Source organism: Asanoa sp. NPDC049475 (assembly GCF_040676915.1).
Classification (GTDB): Bacteria; Actinomycetota; Actinomycetes; order Mycobacteriales; family Micromonosporaceae; genus Asanoa.
In genome coordinates this window covers 26,551-42,407 of sequence record NZ_JBFAPY010000012.1, presented here as the reverse complement: position 1 = coordinate 42,407, position 15,857 = coordinate 26,551, and the positions used below count along the sequence as shown (strand labels likewise).

The 15,857-nt window shown below is 72.3% G+C and carries 15 protein-coding genes; 11 read left to right on the top strand and 4 right to left on the bottom strand.

All coding sequences use genetic code 11. From position 1 onward, the window contains the following. The first annotated feature begins 2 nt into the window (after nucleotides 1-2). Entirely contained in the window at nucleotides 3-1,715 is a 1,713-nt protein-coding gene (locus tag AB0J88_RS36660; RefSeq protein WP_364359469.1) for an ABC transporter ATP-binding protein, read from the top strand. Next, nucleotides 1,712-3,445: an ABC transporter ATP-binding protein gene (locus tag AB0J88_RS36655; protein WP_364359466.1), complete on the top strand. Its 1,734-nt coding sequence runs from the start codon at nucleotides 1,712-1,714 to the stop codon at nucleotides 3,443-3,445. Before AB0J88_RS36660 ends, AB0J88_RS36655 begins: the two co-directional genes overlap by 4 nt. Here AB0J88_RS36655 and AB0J88_RS36650 read toward each other — a convergent pair. Continuing rightward, complete coding sequence (locus AB0J88_RS36650; protein WP_364359463.1) at nucleotides 3,442-4,035, bottom strand: hypothetical protein; 594 nt, start codon at nucleotides 4,033-4,035, stop codon at nucleotides 3,442-3,444. The genes AB0J88_RS36655 and AB0J88_RS36650 overlap by 4 nt on opposite strands. A 122-nt stretch (nucleotides 4,036-4,157) precedes the next feature. On the opposite strand from AB0J88_RS36650, the gene AB0J88_RS36645 reads away from it, so the two are divergent. After that, nucleotides 4,158-5,117 (top strand): YihY/virulence factor BrkB family protein, encoded by a 960-nt coding sequence (locus AB0J88_RS36645; protein WP_364359460.1) that lies wholly within the window; start codon nucleotides 4,158-4,160, stop codon nucleotides 5,115-5,117. On the opposite strand, the gene ppk2 is transcribed toward AB0J88_RS36645, so the two are convergent. Continuing rightward, nucleotides 5,104-6,036: a polyphosphate kinase 2 gene (gene ppk2, locus AB0J88_RS36640; RefSeq protein ID WP_364359457.1), complete on the bottom strand. Its 933-nt coding sequence runs from the start codon at nucleotides 6,034-6,036 to the stop codon at nucleotides 5,104-5,106. The two genes, AB0J88_RS36645 and ppk2, sit on opposite strands and share 14 nt — an antisense overlap. A 68-nt stretch (nucleotides 6,037-6,104) precedes the next feature. Here ppk2 and AB0J88_RS36635 point away from each other — a divergent pair, with 68 nt between their 5' ends. From AB0J88_RS36635 to AB0J88_RS36625, 3 genes are all read left to right on the top strand, one after another. Continuing rightward, the gene (locus AB0J88_RS36635) at nucleotides 6,105-6,887 is read left to right on the top strand and encodes an SDR family oxidoreductase (RefSeq protein ID WP_364359454.1); all 783 of its coding nucleotides are present in this window, start codon (nucleotides 6,105-6,107) and stop codon (nucleotides 6,885-6,887) included. Nucleotides 6,888-6,935: 48 nt separating this feature from the next. Further along, the gene (locus AB0J88_RS36630) at nucleotides 6,936-7,217 is read left to right on the top strand and encodes a low temperature requirement protein A (RefSeq protein ID WP_364359772.1); all 282 of its coding nucleotides are present in this window, start codon (nucleotides 6,936-6,938) and stop codon (nucleotides 7,215-7,217) included. 82 nt (nucleotides 7,218-7,299) lie between these two features. Continuing rightward, nucleotides 7,300-7,431 carry a hypothetical protein gene (locus tag AB0J88_RS36625; RefSeq protein WP_364359451.1) on the top strand — a complete coding sequence of 44 codons (132 nt, stop codon included), beginning with the start codon at nucleotides 7,300-7,302 and terminating at the stop codon, nucleotides 7,429-7,431. On the opposite strand, the gene AB0J88_RS36620 is transcribed toward AB0J88_RS36625, so the two are convergent. Beyond that, nucleotides 7,383-8,111 carry a Crp/Fnr family transcriptional regulator gene (locus AB0J88_RS36620; RefSeq protein ID WP_364359448.1) on the bottom strand — a complete coding sequence of 243 codons (729 nt, stop codon included), beginning with the start codon at nucleotides 8,109-8,111 and terminating at the stop codon, nucleotides 7,383-7,385. The two genes, AB0J88_RS36625 and AB0J88_RS36620, sit on opposite strands and share 49 nt — an antisense overlap. 332 nt (nucleotides 8,112-8,443) lie before the next feature. Here AB0J88_RS36620 and AB0J88_RS36615 point away from each other — a divergent pair, with 332 nt between their 5' ends. The 4 genes from AB0J88_RS36615 to AB0J88_RS36600 are packed head-to-tail and all read left to right on the top strand — an operon-like array spanning nucleotide 8,444 to nucleotide 14,282. After that, complete coding sequence (locus AB0J88_RS36615; RefSeq protein WP_364359445.1) at nucleotides 8,444-10,219, top strand: HSP90 family protein; 1,776 nt, start codon at nucleotides 8,444-8,446, stop codon at nucleotides 10,217-10,219. Beyond that, complete coding sequence (locus tag AB0J88_RS36610) at nucleotides 10,216-12,966, top strand: hypothetical protein (protein WP_364359442.1); 2,751 nt, start codon at nucleotides 10,216-10,218, stop codon at nucleotides 12,964-12,966. Before AB0J88_RS36615 ends, AB0J88_RS36610 begins: the two co-directional genes overlap by 4 nt. Before the next feature lie 46 nt (nucleotides 12,967-13,012). Further along, nucleotides 13,013-13,333, top strand: a complete 321-nt coding sequence (locus tag AB0J88_RS36605) for a hypothetical protein (RefSeq protein WP_364359439.1) — start codon at nucleotides 13,013-13,015, stop codon at nucleotides 13,331-13,333. A gap of 19 nt (nucleotides 13,334-13,352) precedes the next feature. Continuing rightward, complete coding sequence (locus AB0J88_RS36600; protein ID WP_364359436.1) at nucleotides 13,353-14,282, top strand: Dyp-type peroxidase; 930 nt, start codon at nucleotides 13,353-13,355, stop codon at nucleotides 14,280-14,282. On the opposite strand, the gene AB0J88_RS36595 is transcribed toward AB0J88_RS36600, so the two are convergent. After that, entirely contained in the window at nucleotides 14,279-15,259 is a 981-nt protein-coding gene (locus AB0J88_RS36595; RefSeq protein WP_364359433.1) for an NADP-dependent oxidoreductase, read from the bottom strand. The two genes, AB0J88_RS36600 and AB0J88_RS36595, sit on opposite strands and share 4 nt — an antisense overlap. Before the next feature lie 84 nt (nucleotides 15,260-15,343). On the opposite strand from AB0J88_RS36595, the gene AB0J88_RS36590 reads away from it, so the two are divergent. Continuing rightward, a complete protein-coding gene (locus tag AB0J88_RS36590) occupies nucleotides 15,344-15,766 on the top strand; it encodes a MarR family transcriptional regulator (RefSeq protein ID WP_364359430.1) in 423 nt (140 codons plus the stop codon). Nucleotides 15,767-15,857 lie beyond the last annotated feature (91 nt).

Sequence of the window (15,857 nt, the reverse complement as noted above, 5' to 3'; positions counted from 1 at the left end):
TCGTGCCCCCGCAGATCCCCCATGCCGATCCCGGGGTGCCCGACATACGGGGACCGTTCCGCTACATCTGGTGGCTGATCCGCAGCCAGCCGTGGCGGGTGCTGCGCGGTGGCTTTTTCGGCACCGCCTGGATGGTCGGCCTCGCGGTGCGCCCATACCTCATCTCCCGCGCCGTCGACGACGGGCTGCGCGCCGGCCACCACGGCACGCTGGTCCTCTGGGTCGGCGCGATCGTCGCGTCCGGCCTGTTGCTGGCCTGGCTCGGCATCATGCGGCACCGCACGATGACGTTCGTCCGGGAGGACGCCAGCGCCCGCTCCGCCGAGGTGGTGCTGCGTCACCTGGCCCGCACCGGGTCGGCCGTCTCACGCCGGCTCGACGCGGGTGAGGTCGCCACCGTCAGCGGGCGCGACATCTCGTACGTCTCGCACGTGCTGACCTTCTGCGGACCCGGGGTCGGTGCCCTGGCCGCGTACGCCGCCGTCGCGGTCGTGCTCTGGACCATCGCCCCTCCGTTGGCGCTGCTGGTCGTGGTCGGCGTGCCCGCCGTGGTCGCGGTGATCGCCCCGCTGCTGCGCCGGCTCGAACGGGTCGAGACCGACTACCGGCGCCGGCAGGGTGCGCTGACCGCCCGCGCCGCCGACATCGTCGCCGGGCTGCGGGTGCTCGCCGGCGTCGGTGGCCGCGGGCTGTTCGCCGAGCGCTACGACCGTGACTCGCGCGAGCTCCGCGGCGAGGGCTACCGGGTCGCCGCGGTCAACAGCTGGATCGAGGGGCTGGCCATCGCCGTGCCGGCGTTCTTCGCCGCGATCGTCGTCTGGGTCGCGGCCCATCTGGCGGCGACGGGCCAGATCACGGTCGGCGAGATGATCGCCGTGTACGGCTACTGCTCCATCCTCGCCATTCCCTGTTGGATGCTGCTGAGCTCCGCCCACGACGTGATCCGCGGTCGAGTGGCCGCGCGCCGGATCATCGCGCTGCTGACGACGCGGCCAGACGAGCACGGGGCCGAACCGGCGGTCGACGCGCCGGCCGGCCCCGCCGACCTGCACGACCCCGACAGCGGACTGACCGTGCCGGCCGGCCGCCTCGTCGCGGTCGCCGCGGACGACCCCGGCACCGCCGCCGCGCTGGCCGACCGGCTGGCCCGGTACGCGCCCGGCGACGTCACCTGGGGCGGCGTGCCGCTGAGCGGCGTTCCGCTGCGGGAGGTGCGCCGGCGCATCCTGATCGGTGACCACGACGCCTACCTCTTCGCCGGTCCGCTGCGCGGCACGCTCGACCGCGGCACGCCGGTCGACGTCGACGCCGGCGTCCACGCGGCGGCGGCCGAGGACATCGTCGACGCGCTGCCCGCCGGCCTCGAGACCGAGGTGAGCACCCAGGGCCGCACGCTCTCCGGCGGCCAGCGGCAACGGATCCGGCTCGCCCGGGCGATGCTGGCCGACGCCGAGGTGCTGATCCTGGTCGACCCGACCTCGGCGGTGGACGCGCACACGGAGTCCCGGATCGCGCAGCGGCTGCGGGCCGCCCGGGCCGGCCGCACGACCGTGCTCGTGGCGACCTCGCCGCTGCTGCTCGGCCAGGCCGACGAGGTGGCGTTCCTGCGCGGTGGCCGGGTCGCCGCGACCGGCAGCCACGCCGACCTGCTCGCCACCGACCCGGCGTACCGGGCGCTGGTCGCCCGCGACGTCGACGCGGAGGTGGCCGGATGACCGGGCTGCCCGTCGCCGACCGCGCGACCACCCGCCGGTCCAGCCGCGACCTGCTCGCCGGCGAGCGCTCCGCGGTCGTCATCGTGCTGCTGCTCCAGGCCGCCGCGGCCGCCGCCGGCCTGGCCGCCCCCCGGCTGCTCGGCGCGATCGTCGACGACGTGCTGTCGGGCGCCGCCGTGGCCCGGATCGACAGGCTGGCGCTGGCGATCGCCGTCTGCACGCTGGTCCAGGCCGTGCTCCTGCGCTACGGCTACCTGGTCGGCTACCGGCTCGGCGAACGGGCCATCGCCCGGCTCCGCGAGCGGTTCGTGCGCCGCGCGCTCGACCTGCCGGCCGCCGTCGTCGAGCGGGCCGGCACGGGTGATCTGGCCAACCGGAGCTCCGTCGACGTGGCCACGGTCGGCACGACGGTCCGCGACGTGGTGCCCATCCTGCTGATCGCGGCGTCCCAGGTCGTCCTGATGGTCGGCGCCGTCTTCCTCATCCACCCGCTGCTCGGGCTCGTCGCGCTGGCCGGGCTGCCCAGCATCCTCGCCGTCACGCGGTGGTACCTGCGCCGGGCCAGCCCCGCCTACCTCGCCGAGGGCGCGGCCGCCGCCGACCTGACCGAGGCGCTGACCACCACCGCCGAGGGCGCCCGCACCGTCGAGGCGTTCCGGCTGAGCGGCGAGCGGGTCACCAGCGGCACGACCCGCGTGACGCGCCAATGGCTGACCCGCCGGGCGACGCTGGCGCTGCGCTCGGTGTTCTACCCGGTGGTCGAGGCCAGCTACGCGGTGCCGATCTCGGTGGTGCTGCTCGTCGGCGGCGTGCTCGTGCCCCGGGGCGCGGTCAGCGTCGGCGACGTGGTCGCGGCCGCGCTGCTGCTCCAGCAGGCGATCGACCCGCTCGACCGGGTGCTCCAGTTCATCGAGCAGGCCCAGCGCGGCGTCGCCTCGTACGCCCGGGTGCTCGGGGTCGGTTTCGGCGTGCCCGAGCAGCGCGGCGTCGTGCCCGCGCCCGGCGACGAGCGGATCGTGGTGCGCGGAGCCCGGTTCGCCTACGCCAACGGCCACGACGTGCTGCACGGCATCGACCTCGACCTGCGTCCGGGAGAGCGGCTGGCGATCGTCGGCCCGTCGGGCGCCGGCAAGTCGACGCTGGCGCGGCTGCTGGCCGGCACCGAGGCGCCGCACCACGGTGCCGTCACGCTGGGCGGCGTGCCGGTCGCCGAGATCGACCCGGCCGAGCGCCGCCGCCTGGTCGCGCTGGTCACTCAGGAACACCACGTCTTCATCGGTACGCTCCGCGACAACCTGTCGTTCGCCGCGCCCGACGCCACCGACGGCGACATGCTCCGCGCCCTGGTCTCGGTCGGCGCCGACTGGTACGCGACGCTGCCCGCCGGCCTCGACACGATGCTCGGCGAGGGAGCCGCGCACCAACTCGGCCCGGCCGACGCGCAACAGCTGGCCCTGGCCCGGATCGTGCTGGCGGACCCGCACACCCTGATCCTGGACGAGGCGACGGCGGCCCTCGACCCGACGACGGCGCGGCGCACGGAACGGGCATTGGCGGCGGTCCTCGGCGGTCGCACGGTCATCGCGATCGCCCACCGCCTCAACACGGCCCGGGACGCGGACCGGGTCGCGGTGCTCGCGGACGGCCGGATCACGGAACTGGGCACCCACGACGACCTGGTCGACGCGGACGGCGCGTACGCGGCCCTATGGCGCTCCTGGCACGGCTAGGGTTTGTTGCGGCACAGGTTCTCGAGGAACTGCACCCAGAACTTGGCCCCGATCTCCACGGGGGTCTCGACCGTGCGGGTTTGGCCGTCGGCCGTGCGGACGCGCAGCCGCAGCGGGAGCGGCACGCTGCCCGCGATCGTGCGTCTGGCGCAGGTGAAGCTGATCGACACCGCTACCGTGCGGAAACCTGGCCGGACCGTGACCTGTTGGGAGGCGTTGCGGAAGGTCAGGCCGTCGCGCTCGGCTGTGAAGTCCTCCACGTCGACCGGCAGCGGACCCAGGTTGACCAGCGTCAGGTTGACCACCATCGTCGAGGCGGTGCCGTCGCTGCTGCCGCTCAGGTCGTTCGGGTCCAGCAGTTGTGCGCGCAGGACGACCGTGCTCGTCTCCGCCAGCCGCTCCTGCCGCGCCTCCCATCGGTGCACGCCGACCCCGCCGGCCACCGCTCCGACGACCGCGGCCAGGGCGACCGCGCCGGCCTGGAGGCGGGCCGTGCGCAACCGCTGCCACCCGGCGCGCAACCGTGGCGGTCGCTCGGGTGCCGGGCGGTCGAGGTCGACCATCGGCTCCCGCGGATAGGCATCGACCATGGCGAGCAGGGTACGCGGCACGCCGCGCCCGTCACGGTCCGCGGGTGTCCCGCCGCGAGGACGCATGATGGGGTTGAACCGCACGCAGCGGGGCAAAAGGCCGGGTGAGACCGGAGGTGCCCATGAGCAAAGAACCACCCGCGCCCGAAAGCCCCACCAAACTTCCCCGCGGCGAATGGCTGGCCAGCGCGAAGCGCGCGGTCAAGGAGTTCTCCGACGACGGGGTCAGCGACTGGGCGGCCGCGCTGACCTACTACGGCATCCTGTCCATCTTCCCGGGCCTGCTGGTCGTGGTCTCCATCCTCGGCCTGCTGGGCCCGGACACGGTCAAGGCCGTGCAGGACAACCTGGCCAGCACGCTGCCGGGCACCATCGCCGACTTCGTCAACAGCGCGATCGACCAGGTCGCCGGCAACGCCGGGCTGGCCAGCGTCGGCGCGGTCATCGGTGTGCTGATCGCGTTCTGGTCCGCGTCGAACTACGTGGGCGCGTTCATGCGCGCCGCCAACGCGATCTACGACGTGCCCGAGGGACGGCCGATCTGGAAGAAGCTGCCGACCCGGGTCGCGATCACCGCCGCGGTCGGGCTGTTGCTCATCGCGTGCTGCCTGATCGTCGTCTTCACCGGCCGGTTCGCGCAGTCGATCGGCGACGCGCTCGGGCTGGGCGACGCCGCCGTCACCGCCTGGAACATCGCCAAGTGGCCCGTGCTCGTCGTACTGGTGAGCCTGATGTTCTCGATCCTCTACTTCGCCTCGCCGAACGCCCGGCACGGGAAGTTCCGCTGGGTGACGCCCGGTGGCCTGCTCGCCGTGCTGCTGTGGATCGTCCTGTCCGGACTGTTCGCGCTGTACCTGACGTTCTTCAACTCCTACAACAAGACGTACGGCGCGGTCGCCGGCATCATCGTGTTCCTGGTGTGGCTCCAGCTCTCGAACATGGCCATCCTGCTCGGCGCGGAGTACGACGCGGAGCTCGAGCGCGGCCGGGCGATCGCGGCGGGCCACCCGGTCGACGAGGAGCCCTACCTGGAGCTGCGGGACGACCGCAAGCTCAAGGACAAGCACCCTAGAACTGAGTGAACGCCTTGGCCGGCGGCTCGCCGTCCTCGAACAGCTCGCTGGCGGGGCCGACGATCAGCGGGTCCGGCGTACCCACGATCTCCTCGTCCTTGTTGTCGTAGGGGAACCGGGTGAGCACGTGGCGCATCGCGGCCAGCCGGGCGCGCTTCTTGTCGTTGCTCTTGATCATCGTCCAGGGCGCGTCGGCGGTGTGCGTGTAGAAGAACATCGCCTCCTTCGCCTCCGTGTACTCGTCCCACTTGTCGAGCGAGGCGAGGTCGGTGGGGGAGAGCTTCCACTGGCGCACCGGGTCGACCTGGCGGATCAGGAAGCGCGTGCGCTGTTCGTGCCGCGTGACCGAGAACCAGAACTTGATGAGGTTTATCCCCGAACGCACCAGCATCCGCTCGAGCTCGGGGGTCTCGCGCATGAACTCGAGATACTCGCCGCGCGTGCAGTAGCCCATCACCCGTTCGACGCCGGCGCGGTTGTACCAGGACCGGTCGAACAGCACCATCTCGCGTGCCGCCGGGAGGTGGGCGACGTAGCGCTGGAAGTACCACTGCGACATCTCGCGCTCGCTGGGCTTCTCGAGCGCCACCACGGTCGCACCGCGCGGGTTGAGGTGCTCCATGAAGCGCTTGATCGTGCCGCCCTTGCCGGCCGCGTCGCGACCCTCGAAGAGGATCACCAGCCGCTTGTCGTTGGCTTTGATCCAGTTTTGCAGCTTGAGCAACTCGATCTGGAGCAGGCGCTTATCCCGCTCGTAGTCGGTGCGGTCCAGCCGCTGCTCGTACGGGTAGTTCTCGCGCCAGGTGTCGACCACCTCGCCGTCGGACTTGAGCAGGACGGGATCGTCATCGTCGTCGTCGAGCACCTTGTAACCGTCGTACCGGTTGAGCAGGTTCGGGGTGCCGCCGTTGCCGCTGTCCGCGCTCATGTGGTGACGCTACCCAGCCTCGGTGACGCGCAATCACGCATCGGGTGAACAGCGGTAGCGTGGGGCACATGATGATCGACTTGTCGGGAAAGACGGCCGTGGTGACCGGTTCGTCCTCCGGGATCGGGCTGGCCATCGGGGCCGGCCTGGCGGCCGCCGGGGCACGCGTGGTGCTCACCGGCCGTGATGAGCAGCGGGTGGCGGCCGCGGCGGAGTCGTTGCGGGCCTCGGGCGCGGTCGTCGGGTCGGTCGCGGTCGACCTCGCGGCGGACGCCGGTCCGCTGCTGGACCAGGAGCCCGACGCGGACATCCTGGTCAACAACCTCGGGATCTTCGAGGCGCGGCCCGCGCTGGAGATCGCCGACGACGAGTGGCGGCGCTACTTCGAGACCAACGTGCTGGCCGGCGTGCGGCTGACCCGGCACTACCTGCCGGGCATGATGGAGCGGGGCTGGGGCCGCGTGCAGTACATCGCCAGCGACTCGGCCGTGGTGACCCCCACCGAAATGATCCACTACGGGATGACCAAGACCGCGCTGCTCGGCGTCTCCCGTGGTTTCGCCAAGGCTGCCGCCGGCTCGGGCGTCACCGTCAACACCGTGATCGCCGGCCCGACGCACACCGGCGGCGTGGAGACGTTCGTGCGCCAGCTCGTGCCCGGCGACCTTCCGTGGGAGGAGGCGCAGAAGCGGTTCATGCGGGAGCATCGGCCGCAGTCGCTGATCCAGCGCCTGATCGAGCCGGAGGAGATCGCGAACATGGTGGTGTACCTGAGCTCGCCGCAGGCGTCGGCGACCACCGGCGGGGCGCTGCGCGTCGACGGCGGCTACGTCGACGCGATCCTGCCCTGAGCCGGGCCGGCGCCGTCCACGTCCGCGGCGGAACGGCACGCGTCCTGGCTGGAGCTCTTCTTCGACCTCGTCGTGGTCGTGGCGGTGGCGCAGCTCGCGCACCAGATCGAGGGCGATCCCAGCCTGCTCGACGCCGGCCTGTTCGTGGTGCTCTTCTACGCCGGCCCGCTACTGGCTGGACCCGCCCACTGTTCGTCGCCGCCCTGGCCGGCTTCGGTCTGCTGGTCTGCCTGTGGTGGCTCGCCCTCGAGTACGGCGCCCTGGCTGTGCCCCGGTTCGGTGAGCACCGCATCGAGGCCTGGCTGGGGCTGCCGGCCCACTTCGCGTTGACGTTGGGCATCACCAGCGTGGCCGCCGGGCTGGGCATGCTGGCGGAGGACCCGGCCGAGCCCTTCCGGCGACCGTGGCACCGGTGCTGCTGGCGACGTTCGGCTGGGCGATCGAGGCGCGCTGGGTGGCGCTGATCCTGGTGGTGGTCTGCGTCTGGCAGGTCCGCTACGCCCGCCGGCACAACGTGGCGTCGGCCGGGTCCAGCCCGGCGTAGCGGTGCAGGGCCGCGACGTCGACCAGCAGGATGCGGCCGGGTTCGAGGATGAGCCAGCCGCGGCGCTCCAGGCGGGACAGCACCGCGCTGACCGACTGGCGGGCGCCGCCGGCGACGTTGGCGAGCACGGTGACGCCGACGTCGACGCTCATCGGGTCGGTGTGCCGGGCCATCCGCAACAACGCCTTCGCGACGCGTCGCGCGAGGTCCAGAATCATCAGGTCGGCGCGTTGTTCGGCGAGGGTGCGCACGTGCCCTGCGAATTGCAGGACGACATTGCGGGTGAGTAACACCGACCCCGCTGCCATTGTCACGACAGGCTCCGCGGGGATGGCGAGAATGACGCTATCGCGGATTGCTTCCACCGACGCGACGTGCGGGCGGCGGTCGAATACGGCGATGTCGCCGACCGCGTGCGGCGGGCCTTTCACGTGCATCACGGAACGGCGACCGGATCTGCTCGGCTGGAACTCGCAGAGCTGGCCGCTGTGCACCACGACGAGGTCGAGCGGCTCGTCGCCCTGGTCCCAGAGGATCGTGCCGGTGTGCACGTCGAACGGGGTCACATGGGTCGTCAGGTCGGCCAGGGCTTCGGACGGCAGGCCGCGGAAGAGCGGGCACCGGGCCAGGGTGGCGGTGATCTGGCGTTCGGTCGGGATGCGCGCGGAATCGTCGGCCATCGGGCTCCCTCGGTCGGGTGGCGCTGGTGGTCGGTCCCGGTGAATCACTGTGTCACATGACATGAATTGATTGGCTCATTCGCCGGCGGAGCGAATGCGAACCAACCAGGATCGCAGGTCGATCGGTGGTCGGTAAACCACGTCGTCCGATGTCCAGTATGGATGATGACGAACGCAAGTCAATCGCACACCATGGGGTTGCGCCAATGCCAATTGTCATTGGCGCGACAGAAACGCCGGAGGCATTGCCGAGGGTGGCCGCCGTGGCCCGACGGCGGCCACCGTGGCCGGGGCACACGAGACGTGCGAACGGGCGGTACCTTGGCACCGCCATGGACGCTCACCGCACCTTCCAGGTCGACCTCGCCGGCCTGGTCGACCTGCTCAGCCACCACCTCTATGCCAGCCCGCGGGTCTACGTCCGCGAGCTGCTGCAGAACGCCGTCGACGCGATCACCGCCCGTCGCCTGGTGGAGCCGGGCGCTCCGGGCAGCGTGGCGCTCGACACCGCCGGCGACGGGCTGCGGGTCACCGACTCCGGCGTCGGGCTCACGGAGTCGCAGGTCCACGAGCTGCTGGCCACCATCGGCCGCAGCTCCAAGCGCGACGACCTCGGCTTCGCCCGGCACGAGTTCCTCGGCCAGTTCGGCATCGGCCTGCTGTCGTGCTTCCTCGTGGCGCGGGAGATCGTCGTGCTCACCCGGGCCGCCGGGCACCCCGCCGTGCGGTGGACGGGCTTCGACGACGGCCGCTATCTGGTCGAGAAGGTCGACGGCGAGCACCCGGTCGGCACCACCGTCACCCTGGTGCCCCGACCCGGCGCGAAGAGCTGGTTCGCTTCCGCCACGGTGCTGGAGCTGGCCCGGCTCTACGGCGACCAGCTGCCGGTCGAGGTCACCGTCGACGGCACGCCGACCACCGGTCCGGTGGTGAGCGCGCCCTGGGAGTCGGCCAGCAACCGCGCGTGGACGGCGTACGCCGAGCGCACCATGGGCCTGACCCCGTTCGACGTGATCCCGCTGTCGGTGCCGGAGGCGGGCCTGACCGGCGCGGCCTTCGTCATGCCGCAGCCGCTGAACCCGGCCCAGCGCGGCGGCCACCGGGTCTACCTCAAGCACATGCTGCTCGCCGAGAGTGCCGAGGGCCTCCTGCCCGAGTGGGCCTTCTTCGCCCGGTGCGTGGTCGACACCAGCGAGCTGCGCCCGACCGCCAGCCGCGAGGCGCTCTACGAGGACGGCCTGCTCGACAGCACCCGGGAGGCGCTCGGCGACCAGCTGCGCGGCTGGCTGGTCCGGCTGGCCCGCACCGACCCGCGCCGGCTCGGCGAGTTCCTGCACGTGCACCACCTCGGCGTGAAGGCGCTGGCCCTGCACGACGACGTGATGCTCGACCTGGTCGCCTCCTGGTGGCCGATGGAGACCAACGTCGGCCGGATGACGCTGCGCGAGTTCCGCGAACGGCACGGCGTGATCCGCTACAGCGCCACCACCGACCAGTTCCGCCAGCTCGCCGGCATCGCGGCCGCGCAGGACCTGGCCCTGATCAACGCCGGCTACACCTACGACGCCGAGATCATCCAGCGGCTGGCGCAGGTCGAGCGCGGCGTGCGGATCGAGCGGCTCGACCCGTCCGACCTGGCCACCCGGTTCGAGACGGTCGAGCCGGCCGCCGAGGCCGCCCTGCGCGGGTTCACCGCGACCGCGCAGCGGGCGCTCGACCGGCTCGGCTGCGAGGTGGTGCTGCGCGCCTTCGATCCGCCCAGCGTGCCGGCCGTCTACCTGGTCGACCGGGAGACCTCGTTCCGGCAGGAGCTGCGCGCCACGCGCGAGAAGGCCGACGCGGTGTGGTCCGACGTGCTCGCCGCCCTCGACGACCGCCGCGCCGACACCCGGCCGCAGCTCGTGCTCAACCACCGCAACGCCCTGGTCCGCCGGATCACCGTGTTGCCCACCGCCGACCTGGTCGAGCTCGCCGTCGAGGCGCTCTACGGCCAGGCCCTGCTGCTCGGCTACCACCCCATCCGCCCGGCCGACGCCGCCCTGCTCAACCGCTCGTTCCTGGGGCTGCTCGACCGCGCGGTGCCGACCGAACCGGAGACCGGGCCGTGAACGTCACCGAGATGCTCGACCAGGCGCGCGAGATGCCCTACGGCGCCGCCCAGATCGCCCTGCTGGAACAGGCGATCGCCCACGCTGACGCGCAGCGGCTGACCGACGAGGCGTTCGAGGCGCGGATGCTGGCCACCAACGGCTACGTCTACGGCGGCGAGCACGGCCGCTCGTTCGTGACGTTCAGCTGGTGCCTGTCCGCGTTCGATCAGGACCTCGTGCGCTACGGCGGCTGGACGCACAGCCTGCTCTGGTCGTTCAAGCAGATGGTCAACGGGCTGACCGGGTTTCCGGAGATCCCGCTGGCACGCACCGCCGACGTGCTCGACGACATGGAGCGGCGCTGGCGGGCCGGCGGCCACAGCCCGCACGCGGTCTACGCGTACCGCCACCTGGTCGCGCGCCACGTCGGTGACCTCGACGCGGCACAGGGCTGGTTCGAGCGCTGGTGCACCGCGCCGCGGGACGACCTCTCCGACTGCGTCGGCTGCGACCCCACCAGCAAGGCGGACTGGCTGGCCGAGCGCGGTCACGACGAGGAGGCGATCGCGCTCGCCGAGCCCGTGCTGGCCGGCGATCTGACCTGCACCGAGCAGCCTCAGTCCATCTACACCACGCTGCTGCTGCCCTATCTGCGCACCGGGCGGGCCGACGCCGCCCGCGACGCGCACCGGCGGGCGTACCGGCTGCACCGCACGCGCCTGGCCGACCTGGCCGAGATCGCCGACCACGTCACCTTCTGCGCGGCGACCGGCAACGAGGTGCTGGGCCTGGAGATCGTCGAGCGCCACCTCGACTGGTTGGAGCGCTCGCCCACGCCGTACGCGACGATGACCTTCTCCGCCGCGGCGGCGCTCGTGCTGCGCCGGCTCGACACGTCCGGCCGCGGCGCCCTGACCGCGGGCGGGCGGCCGGTCGGCGCCGTCGCCGAGGAGCTGACCGCGCGGGCGCTCGACCTCGCGGACCGCTTCGACGCGCGCAACGGCACCGACCACCAGTCGACGCGGGTACGGGAGACGCTGGCCGCCGCGCCGATCGAGACCGGATTCCAGCTGGCCGTGCCGGGGTCCCGGTGGGCCGCCTCGACGTCCGCCGCCGCCGAGCCGCCGCCGCCGTCCCGTCCGTCGTGGACGGATCCCGTGCCGGCGACCGACGGGCCGGACGAGCTGCTCGACCTGGCCGAGGCCGCGTTCCGCACCCGCCGCGAGGACGCGGCGTTCGCGGCCTGGGCGGCTTTCGACGAGCGCTACGGCGCCGGTGCCCTGACCGACCTGCAACGCGCCCGCCGCACGGACGGCACCGGCAGCCGCGCGGCCGCGGACGATGACGACGCCGCTGCCGAGGCGGCCTGGCGGCAGGCGGACGCGCTCTACGCGACGGCCGGTGACGAGGCGCGCCGCCAGGTGGTGCGCGGCCGGCTCGGCATGGCGCTGCTGCGCACGGGCCGGATCGACGAGGGCCGCGAGCTGATCGAGGAGTCCACGGGCTACCTGGTCGCCGACGGCGCGCCCGAGCGGCTGGCCCGGGCGCACCTGCGGCTGGCGTACGCGCAGGCCGCCACCGGCCGGATCCCGGAATCGGTGGCCACGGGCCGGGTGGCGCAGGAGCACGCCGGCGCGGTCGACGACCCGTCCGTGCTGGGCCAGATCCTCGCCCTGCGCGCGCAGACCCTCGGCCGGCTCGGCGAGACCGAGGAGGCAGAGGCGGCTGCGGCCGAGAGCCGTGAGCGTTTCCGGGCGGTCGGCCTGCCCGACGAGCTCGCGCACGCCTGCCTCCTGCACGGCGTCACCCTGCGCCAGCTCGACCGGGGAGAGGAGGCGCTGGCCGCGTTCGACGAGGGGCTCGCGGTGCCCTGCGCGCCGGCCCTGCGCCGGATGGTCACGCGGCAGCGGGCGGGACTGCTCGCCAACTCGGCGCGCGCCGCCGAGGCGATCGCCCCGTTGGCCGAGGAGATAGCCGCGCTGACCGCGTCCGGCGATCGGGAGACCGTCCCGCACACGCAGTACGAGCTCGCGATCGCCTACCTCAACGCCGGCCGGCCGCTGGACGCGGCTGAGGTCGGCGAGGAGGCGCTCGCCGCGTTCGACGCCGCCGCCGAGCCGCAGGCGCTGGCCGTGCGCGACCTGCTGGTCGCCGTCTATCACGAGCTGTCCGAGCACGAGTCGGTGCTGGCCCAGTTGAGCGCGATGGCCGACACGATCGCGGCCGGCGACGACCCGGAGGCGCTCGCGCAGGTCACGGAGCGGCTGGCCGAGGCGCTGGACCGGCTCGACCGGGACGCGACGGCCGCGGCCCGGTTCGCCGACGCGGCGAAGGCCTGGTCCGCCGCCGGACGTCCGGTCGACGTGCTGCGCACCCGCCGCCGGCACGCCACCTCGCTGCTGTGGGCAGGGCAGCCGGAGCCGGCCCTCGCAGCGCTGGCCGAGGCCGACGCCGCCGCGATGCCGCTGCCCGACGAGCCCCACGCGGTGTGGGAGCGGGCGATGCTCGACTACGACGGCGCCCGGCTGCTGGACCGGCTCGACCGGTCGGACGAGGCGATCCCGCGGGCCGCCCGGGCGGCCGAGGGCTTCCGCGCGCTGGGCGCCGGCACCCAGGCCGGTTTCGCGGGCCTGCTGCACGGCGAGTTGCTGCGGGCGGCTGGCCGACCCGACGAGGCGGGTCCGGTGCTGGCCGCCGCGCTGGCCCAGGTGCCCGACGACGAGCCCGGCCTGCGCGGCCAGCTCGAGCGCGCCCTCTCCGCATAGCGGAAGACCGGTTTTGATCTGTCCGGATCGGGGCATTCCCCTTTTCATGTCGACCATCGAAGAGACCGACGACCCGCCCGCCATCGCCCAGGTCACCCCGGGCATGGAAGTCCACGACGCGGCCGGGGTGCCGGTCGGCATGGTCGACGCGGTGCAGCAGCCCGACACGGAGGTCCGGCCCCAACTGCCGGCCGGGCCGGCGGAGCTCTACATGGCCACGGGCTACCTGCTGATCGACCGCGGCGAGCAGTTCGAGAACGACGTGTACGTCAGCGGCGCGCAGGTCGACCACGTCAGCGGCACCGGCGACGGCGCCCTGGTCACCCTGAACGTGAGTTGGGCCGAGCTGGACCGTGCCGTCGACTGAGGCGCTGTAACGTGGCGCCATGATCGAACCGCAGGCGGTGCTCGCGCCGCTCAGCCGCGCCGCGTTCGTGCTCGTCATCACCATCGACGAGGGCGATGCCGCCGCCGCGCGTACCCGGGAGCTCTGTGGTGACCTGCCGGGTCTCGTGCGGTCCGTCGGCTTCCGCGACCTGGAGGCGCAACTGTCCTGTGTGGTCGGCTTCGGCGCCGCCGCCTGGAGCCGCATCTTCGACGGGCCGAAACCGGCCCGGCTGCACGCTTTGCCGGCGATCCGCGGTGCCGAGCACGAGGCCGTCTCGACGCCGGGCGACGTGGTGTTCCACATCCGCGCGGCCCGGCCGGACCTCTGCTTCGAGCTGGCCACGCAGATCCTGAGCCGCCTCGACGGCGCCGCCATGGCGGTCGACGAGACGCAGGGCTTCCGGTTCTTCGACTTCCGTGACCTGCTCGGCTACGTCGACGGCACGGAGAACCCGACCGGCCCCGCTTCCGAGCAGGCCGCGCTGATCGGCAGCGACGACCCCGACTTCGAGGGCGGCAGCTACCTGGTGGTGCAGAAGTACCTGCACGACCTGGCGGCCTGGAACACGCTGACGGTCGAGCAGCAGAACAACATCATCGGCCGCGACAAGCTGTCCAACGTCGAGCTCGACGACGCCGCCATCCCGTCGTCGGCCCACCGGCTGCTCACCACGATCAAGGACGCGGACGGCACGGAACACAAGATCGTGCGGGACAACATGCCGTTCGGCAGCCCGGCCAAGGGTGAGTTCGGCACCTACTTCATCGGCTACGCCGCCCGCCCCTCGGTGATCGAGCAGATGCTGCGCAACATGTTCATCGGTGACCCCGTAGGCAACTACGACCGCATCCTCGACTTCTCCCGCGCGGTCACCGGCAACCTCTTCTTCGTGCCGTCGAAGACCTTCCTGGACGCCCTCGGCGACTAGGGCCGGCGCCCTGTCGCGTCCTGTCCGACCTCGAGGGCCAGCTTCCCGACATAGTGCTCGTTCAGGGCGCGGTGCGCGTCTTCGACGTGCTCCAACGGGAAGGTCCGGGCGAGGTGGACCTCGAAAGAACTCGCTTCGATGATCGCGTTCAGCTGATCGGTGGCGGTGCGGCTTCGATCCCCGTCGTAGAAGGACACCGTCGCGCCAGGCGAAGTCACAGGCACAGGCTGGACACCGTTCGGCCAAGCGATCCGGCCGGAGCTCTTGACCGCACGAAGAGCCCGTTCGGTGGTCTCGCCTCCGACGGTGACCAGAGCCGCATCGAGCCCGGCTGGTGCGAACTCGAAAGCGGCAGCCAGCACATCGTCCTCGCGACCGTCGACCACGTCGTCGGCGCCCAGCCGCCGGGCCAGGCCCACACCGTCGTCGCCAGAGGCCACCGCCAACACCCGGATGCCGCGGTGCCGCGCCAGCTGCACGGCCATGTGCCCGACGCCCCCGCTGGCGCCGAACACCATGAGCGTTCCGCCCGGTCGCAGGCCGAGCAGATCGAGGCCGCTCAGTGCGGTCAGGGCATCCCACGGCATCGCGCCGGCCTGCTCGGTCGGCAGCCGGTCGGGCACACGCGCCACGAACTCCGCCTCGACGACGGCGTACTCGGCGTAGCAGCCGCCGCGCTTCACCGGCATCGTCGCAGCGTAGACACGCTCGCCCACGCTGAATCGGGTGACGTTGCGTCCGAGTGCGGCCACCGTGCCCGCCGCGTCCCAGCCGAGAACGTAGGGAAAGGTCGACGCGACACCGAAAGCGCCGTCGTAGTCCCCTTGCCGCTCGACCGCGTCCCAGGACCCCACCCCTGCGAACGCCACCCGGATCAGGACGTCGTCATCGCCGACCTCCGGGAGCGGTATCCGGCGCGTCGAGAGCTCGTCGACTCCGCCGAACCGGTCAAGGACGACCGCGTTCATGCTGCCCATCAGTCCTCCGATTGCTTGAGTCAATCAAGGATCATTGGAGCACAGCTACTTGAGCGAATCAAGTAATCGTCTAGGATGATTGCCATGGCGCTGCCGAACGGACCGGTGACCACCTCGTCCGACGCCGAGGCCGTCTTGTTCGACCTGGTCGACGTCTACGACCGCGCCTACGAGTCGGCCGCGGCCGAGTTGTCGCTCAGCCCGGCACAGGCATGTGTGCTCGGGCGCCTCGACGAGCGACGCGGCATGGGCGCCCTGGCCGAGGAGCTCGGCTGCGATGCCTCCAATATCACTCAGATCGTCGCGCGTCTCGAAGCGCTCGGCCTCGTCACCCGCGAACCGAATCCCCGGGACCGCCGCGCCCGACTTGTCGCGCGAACCCCTCGGGGAGACGAGATCAACCACCGGTTCGCAACAGCCTTCACCTTCGCGCGCACGGCGGTCGGGCGACTCTCACCCGACGAGCAGGACCAGTTGACGGCACTGCTGCGAAAAGCACTGGGCTGACACCGCTGCCGGTGCCTCTAACGTATTTGGGTGATGCGCGGAGCGGTCCGTCGTCGGCAGCGTTGACCTTGTCGGTTCCGACGAGGACGGG

Excerpts from the sequence above, each read along its gene's own strand:
- AB0J88_RS36650 (WP_364359463.1), bottom strand. The coding sequence starts at position 4,035 with ATGGTCGATGCCTATCCGCGGGAGCCGATGGTCGACCTCGACCGCCCG.
- AB0J88_RS36615 (WP_364359445.1), top strand. The coding sequence starts at position 8,444 with ATGGACGCTCACCGCACCTTCCAGGTCGACCTCGCCGGCCTGGTCGAC.
- ppk2 (WP_364359457.1), bottom strand. The coding sequence starts at position 6,036 with ATGAGCGCGGACAGCGGCAACGGCGGCACCCCGAACCTGCTCAACCGG.
- AB0J88_RS36605 (WP_364359439.1), top strand. The coding sequence starts at position 13,013 with ATGTCGACCATCGAAGAGACCGACGACCCGCCCGCCATCGCCCAGGTC.
- AB0J88_RS36600 (WP_364359436.1), top strand. The coding sequence starts at position 13,353 with ATGATCGAACCGCAGGCGGTGCTCGCGCCGCTCAGCCGCGCCGCGTTC.
- AB0J88_RS36635 (WP_364359454.1), top strand. The coding sequence starts at position 6,105 with ATGATGATCGACTTGTCGGGAAAGACGGCCGTGGTGACCGGTTCGTCC.
- AB0J88_RS36655 (WP_364359466.1), top strand. The coding sequence starts at position 1,712 with ATGACCGGGCTGCCCGTCGCCGACCGCGCGACCACCCGCCGGTCCAGC.
- AB0J88_RS36645 (WP_364359460.1), top strand. The coding sequence starts at position 4,158 with ATGAGCAAAGAACCACCCGCGCCCGAAAGCCCCACCAAACTTCCCCGC.
- AB0J88_RS36595 (WP_364359433.1), bottom strand. The coding sequence starts at position 15,259 with ATGGGCAGCATGAACGCGGTCGTCCTTGACCGGTTCGGCGGAGTCGAC.
- AB0J88_RS36620 (WP_364359448.1), bottom strand. The coding sequence starts at position 8,111 with ATGGCCGACGATTCCGCGCGCATCCCGACCGAACGCCAGATCACCGCC.
- AB0J88_RS36590 (WP_364359430.1), top strand. The coding sequence starts at position 15,344 with ATGGCGCTGCCGAACGGACCGGTGACCACCTCGTCCGACGCCGAGGCC.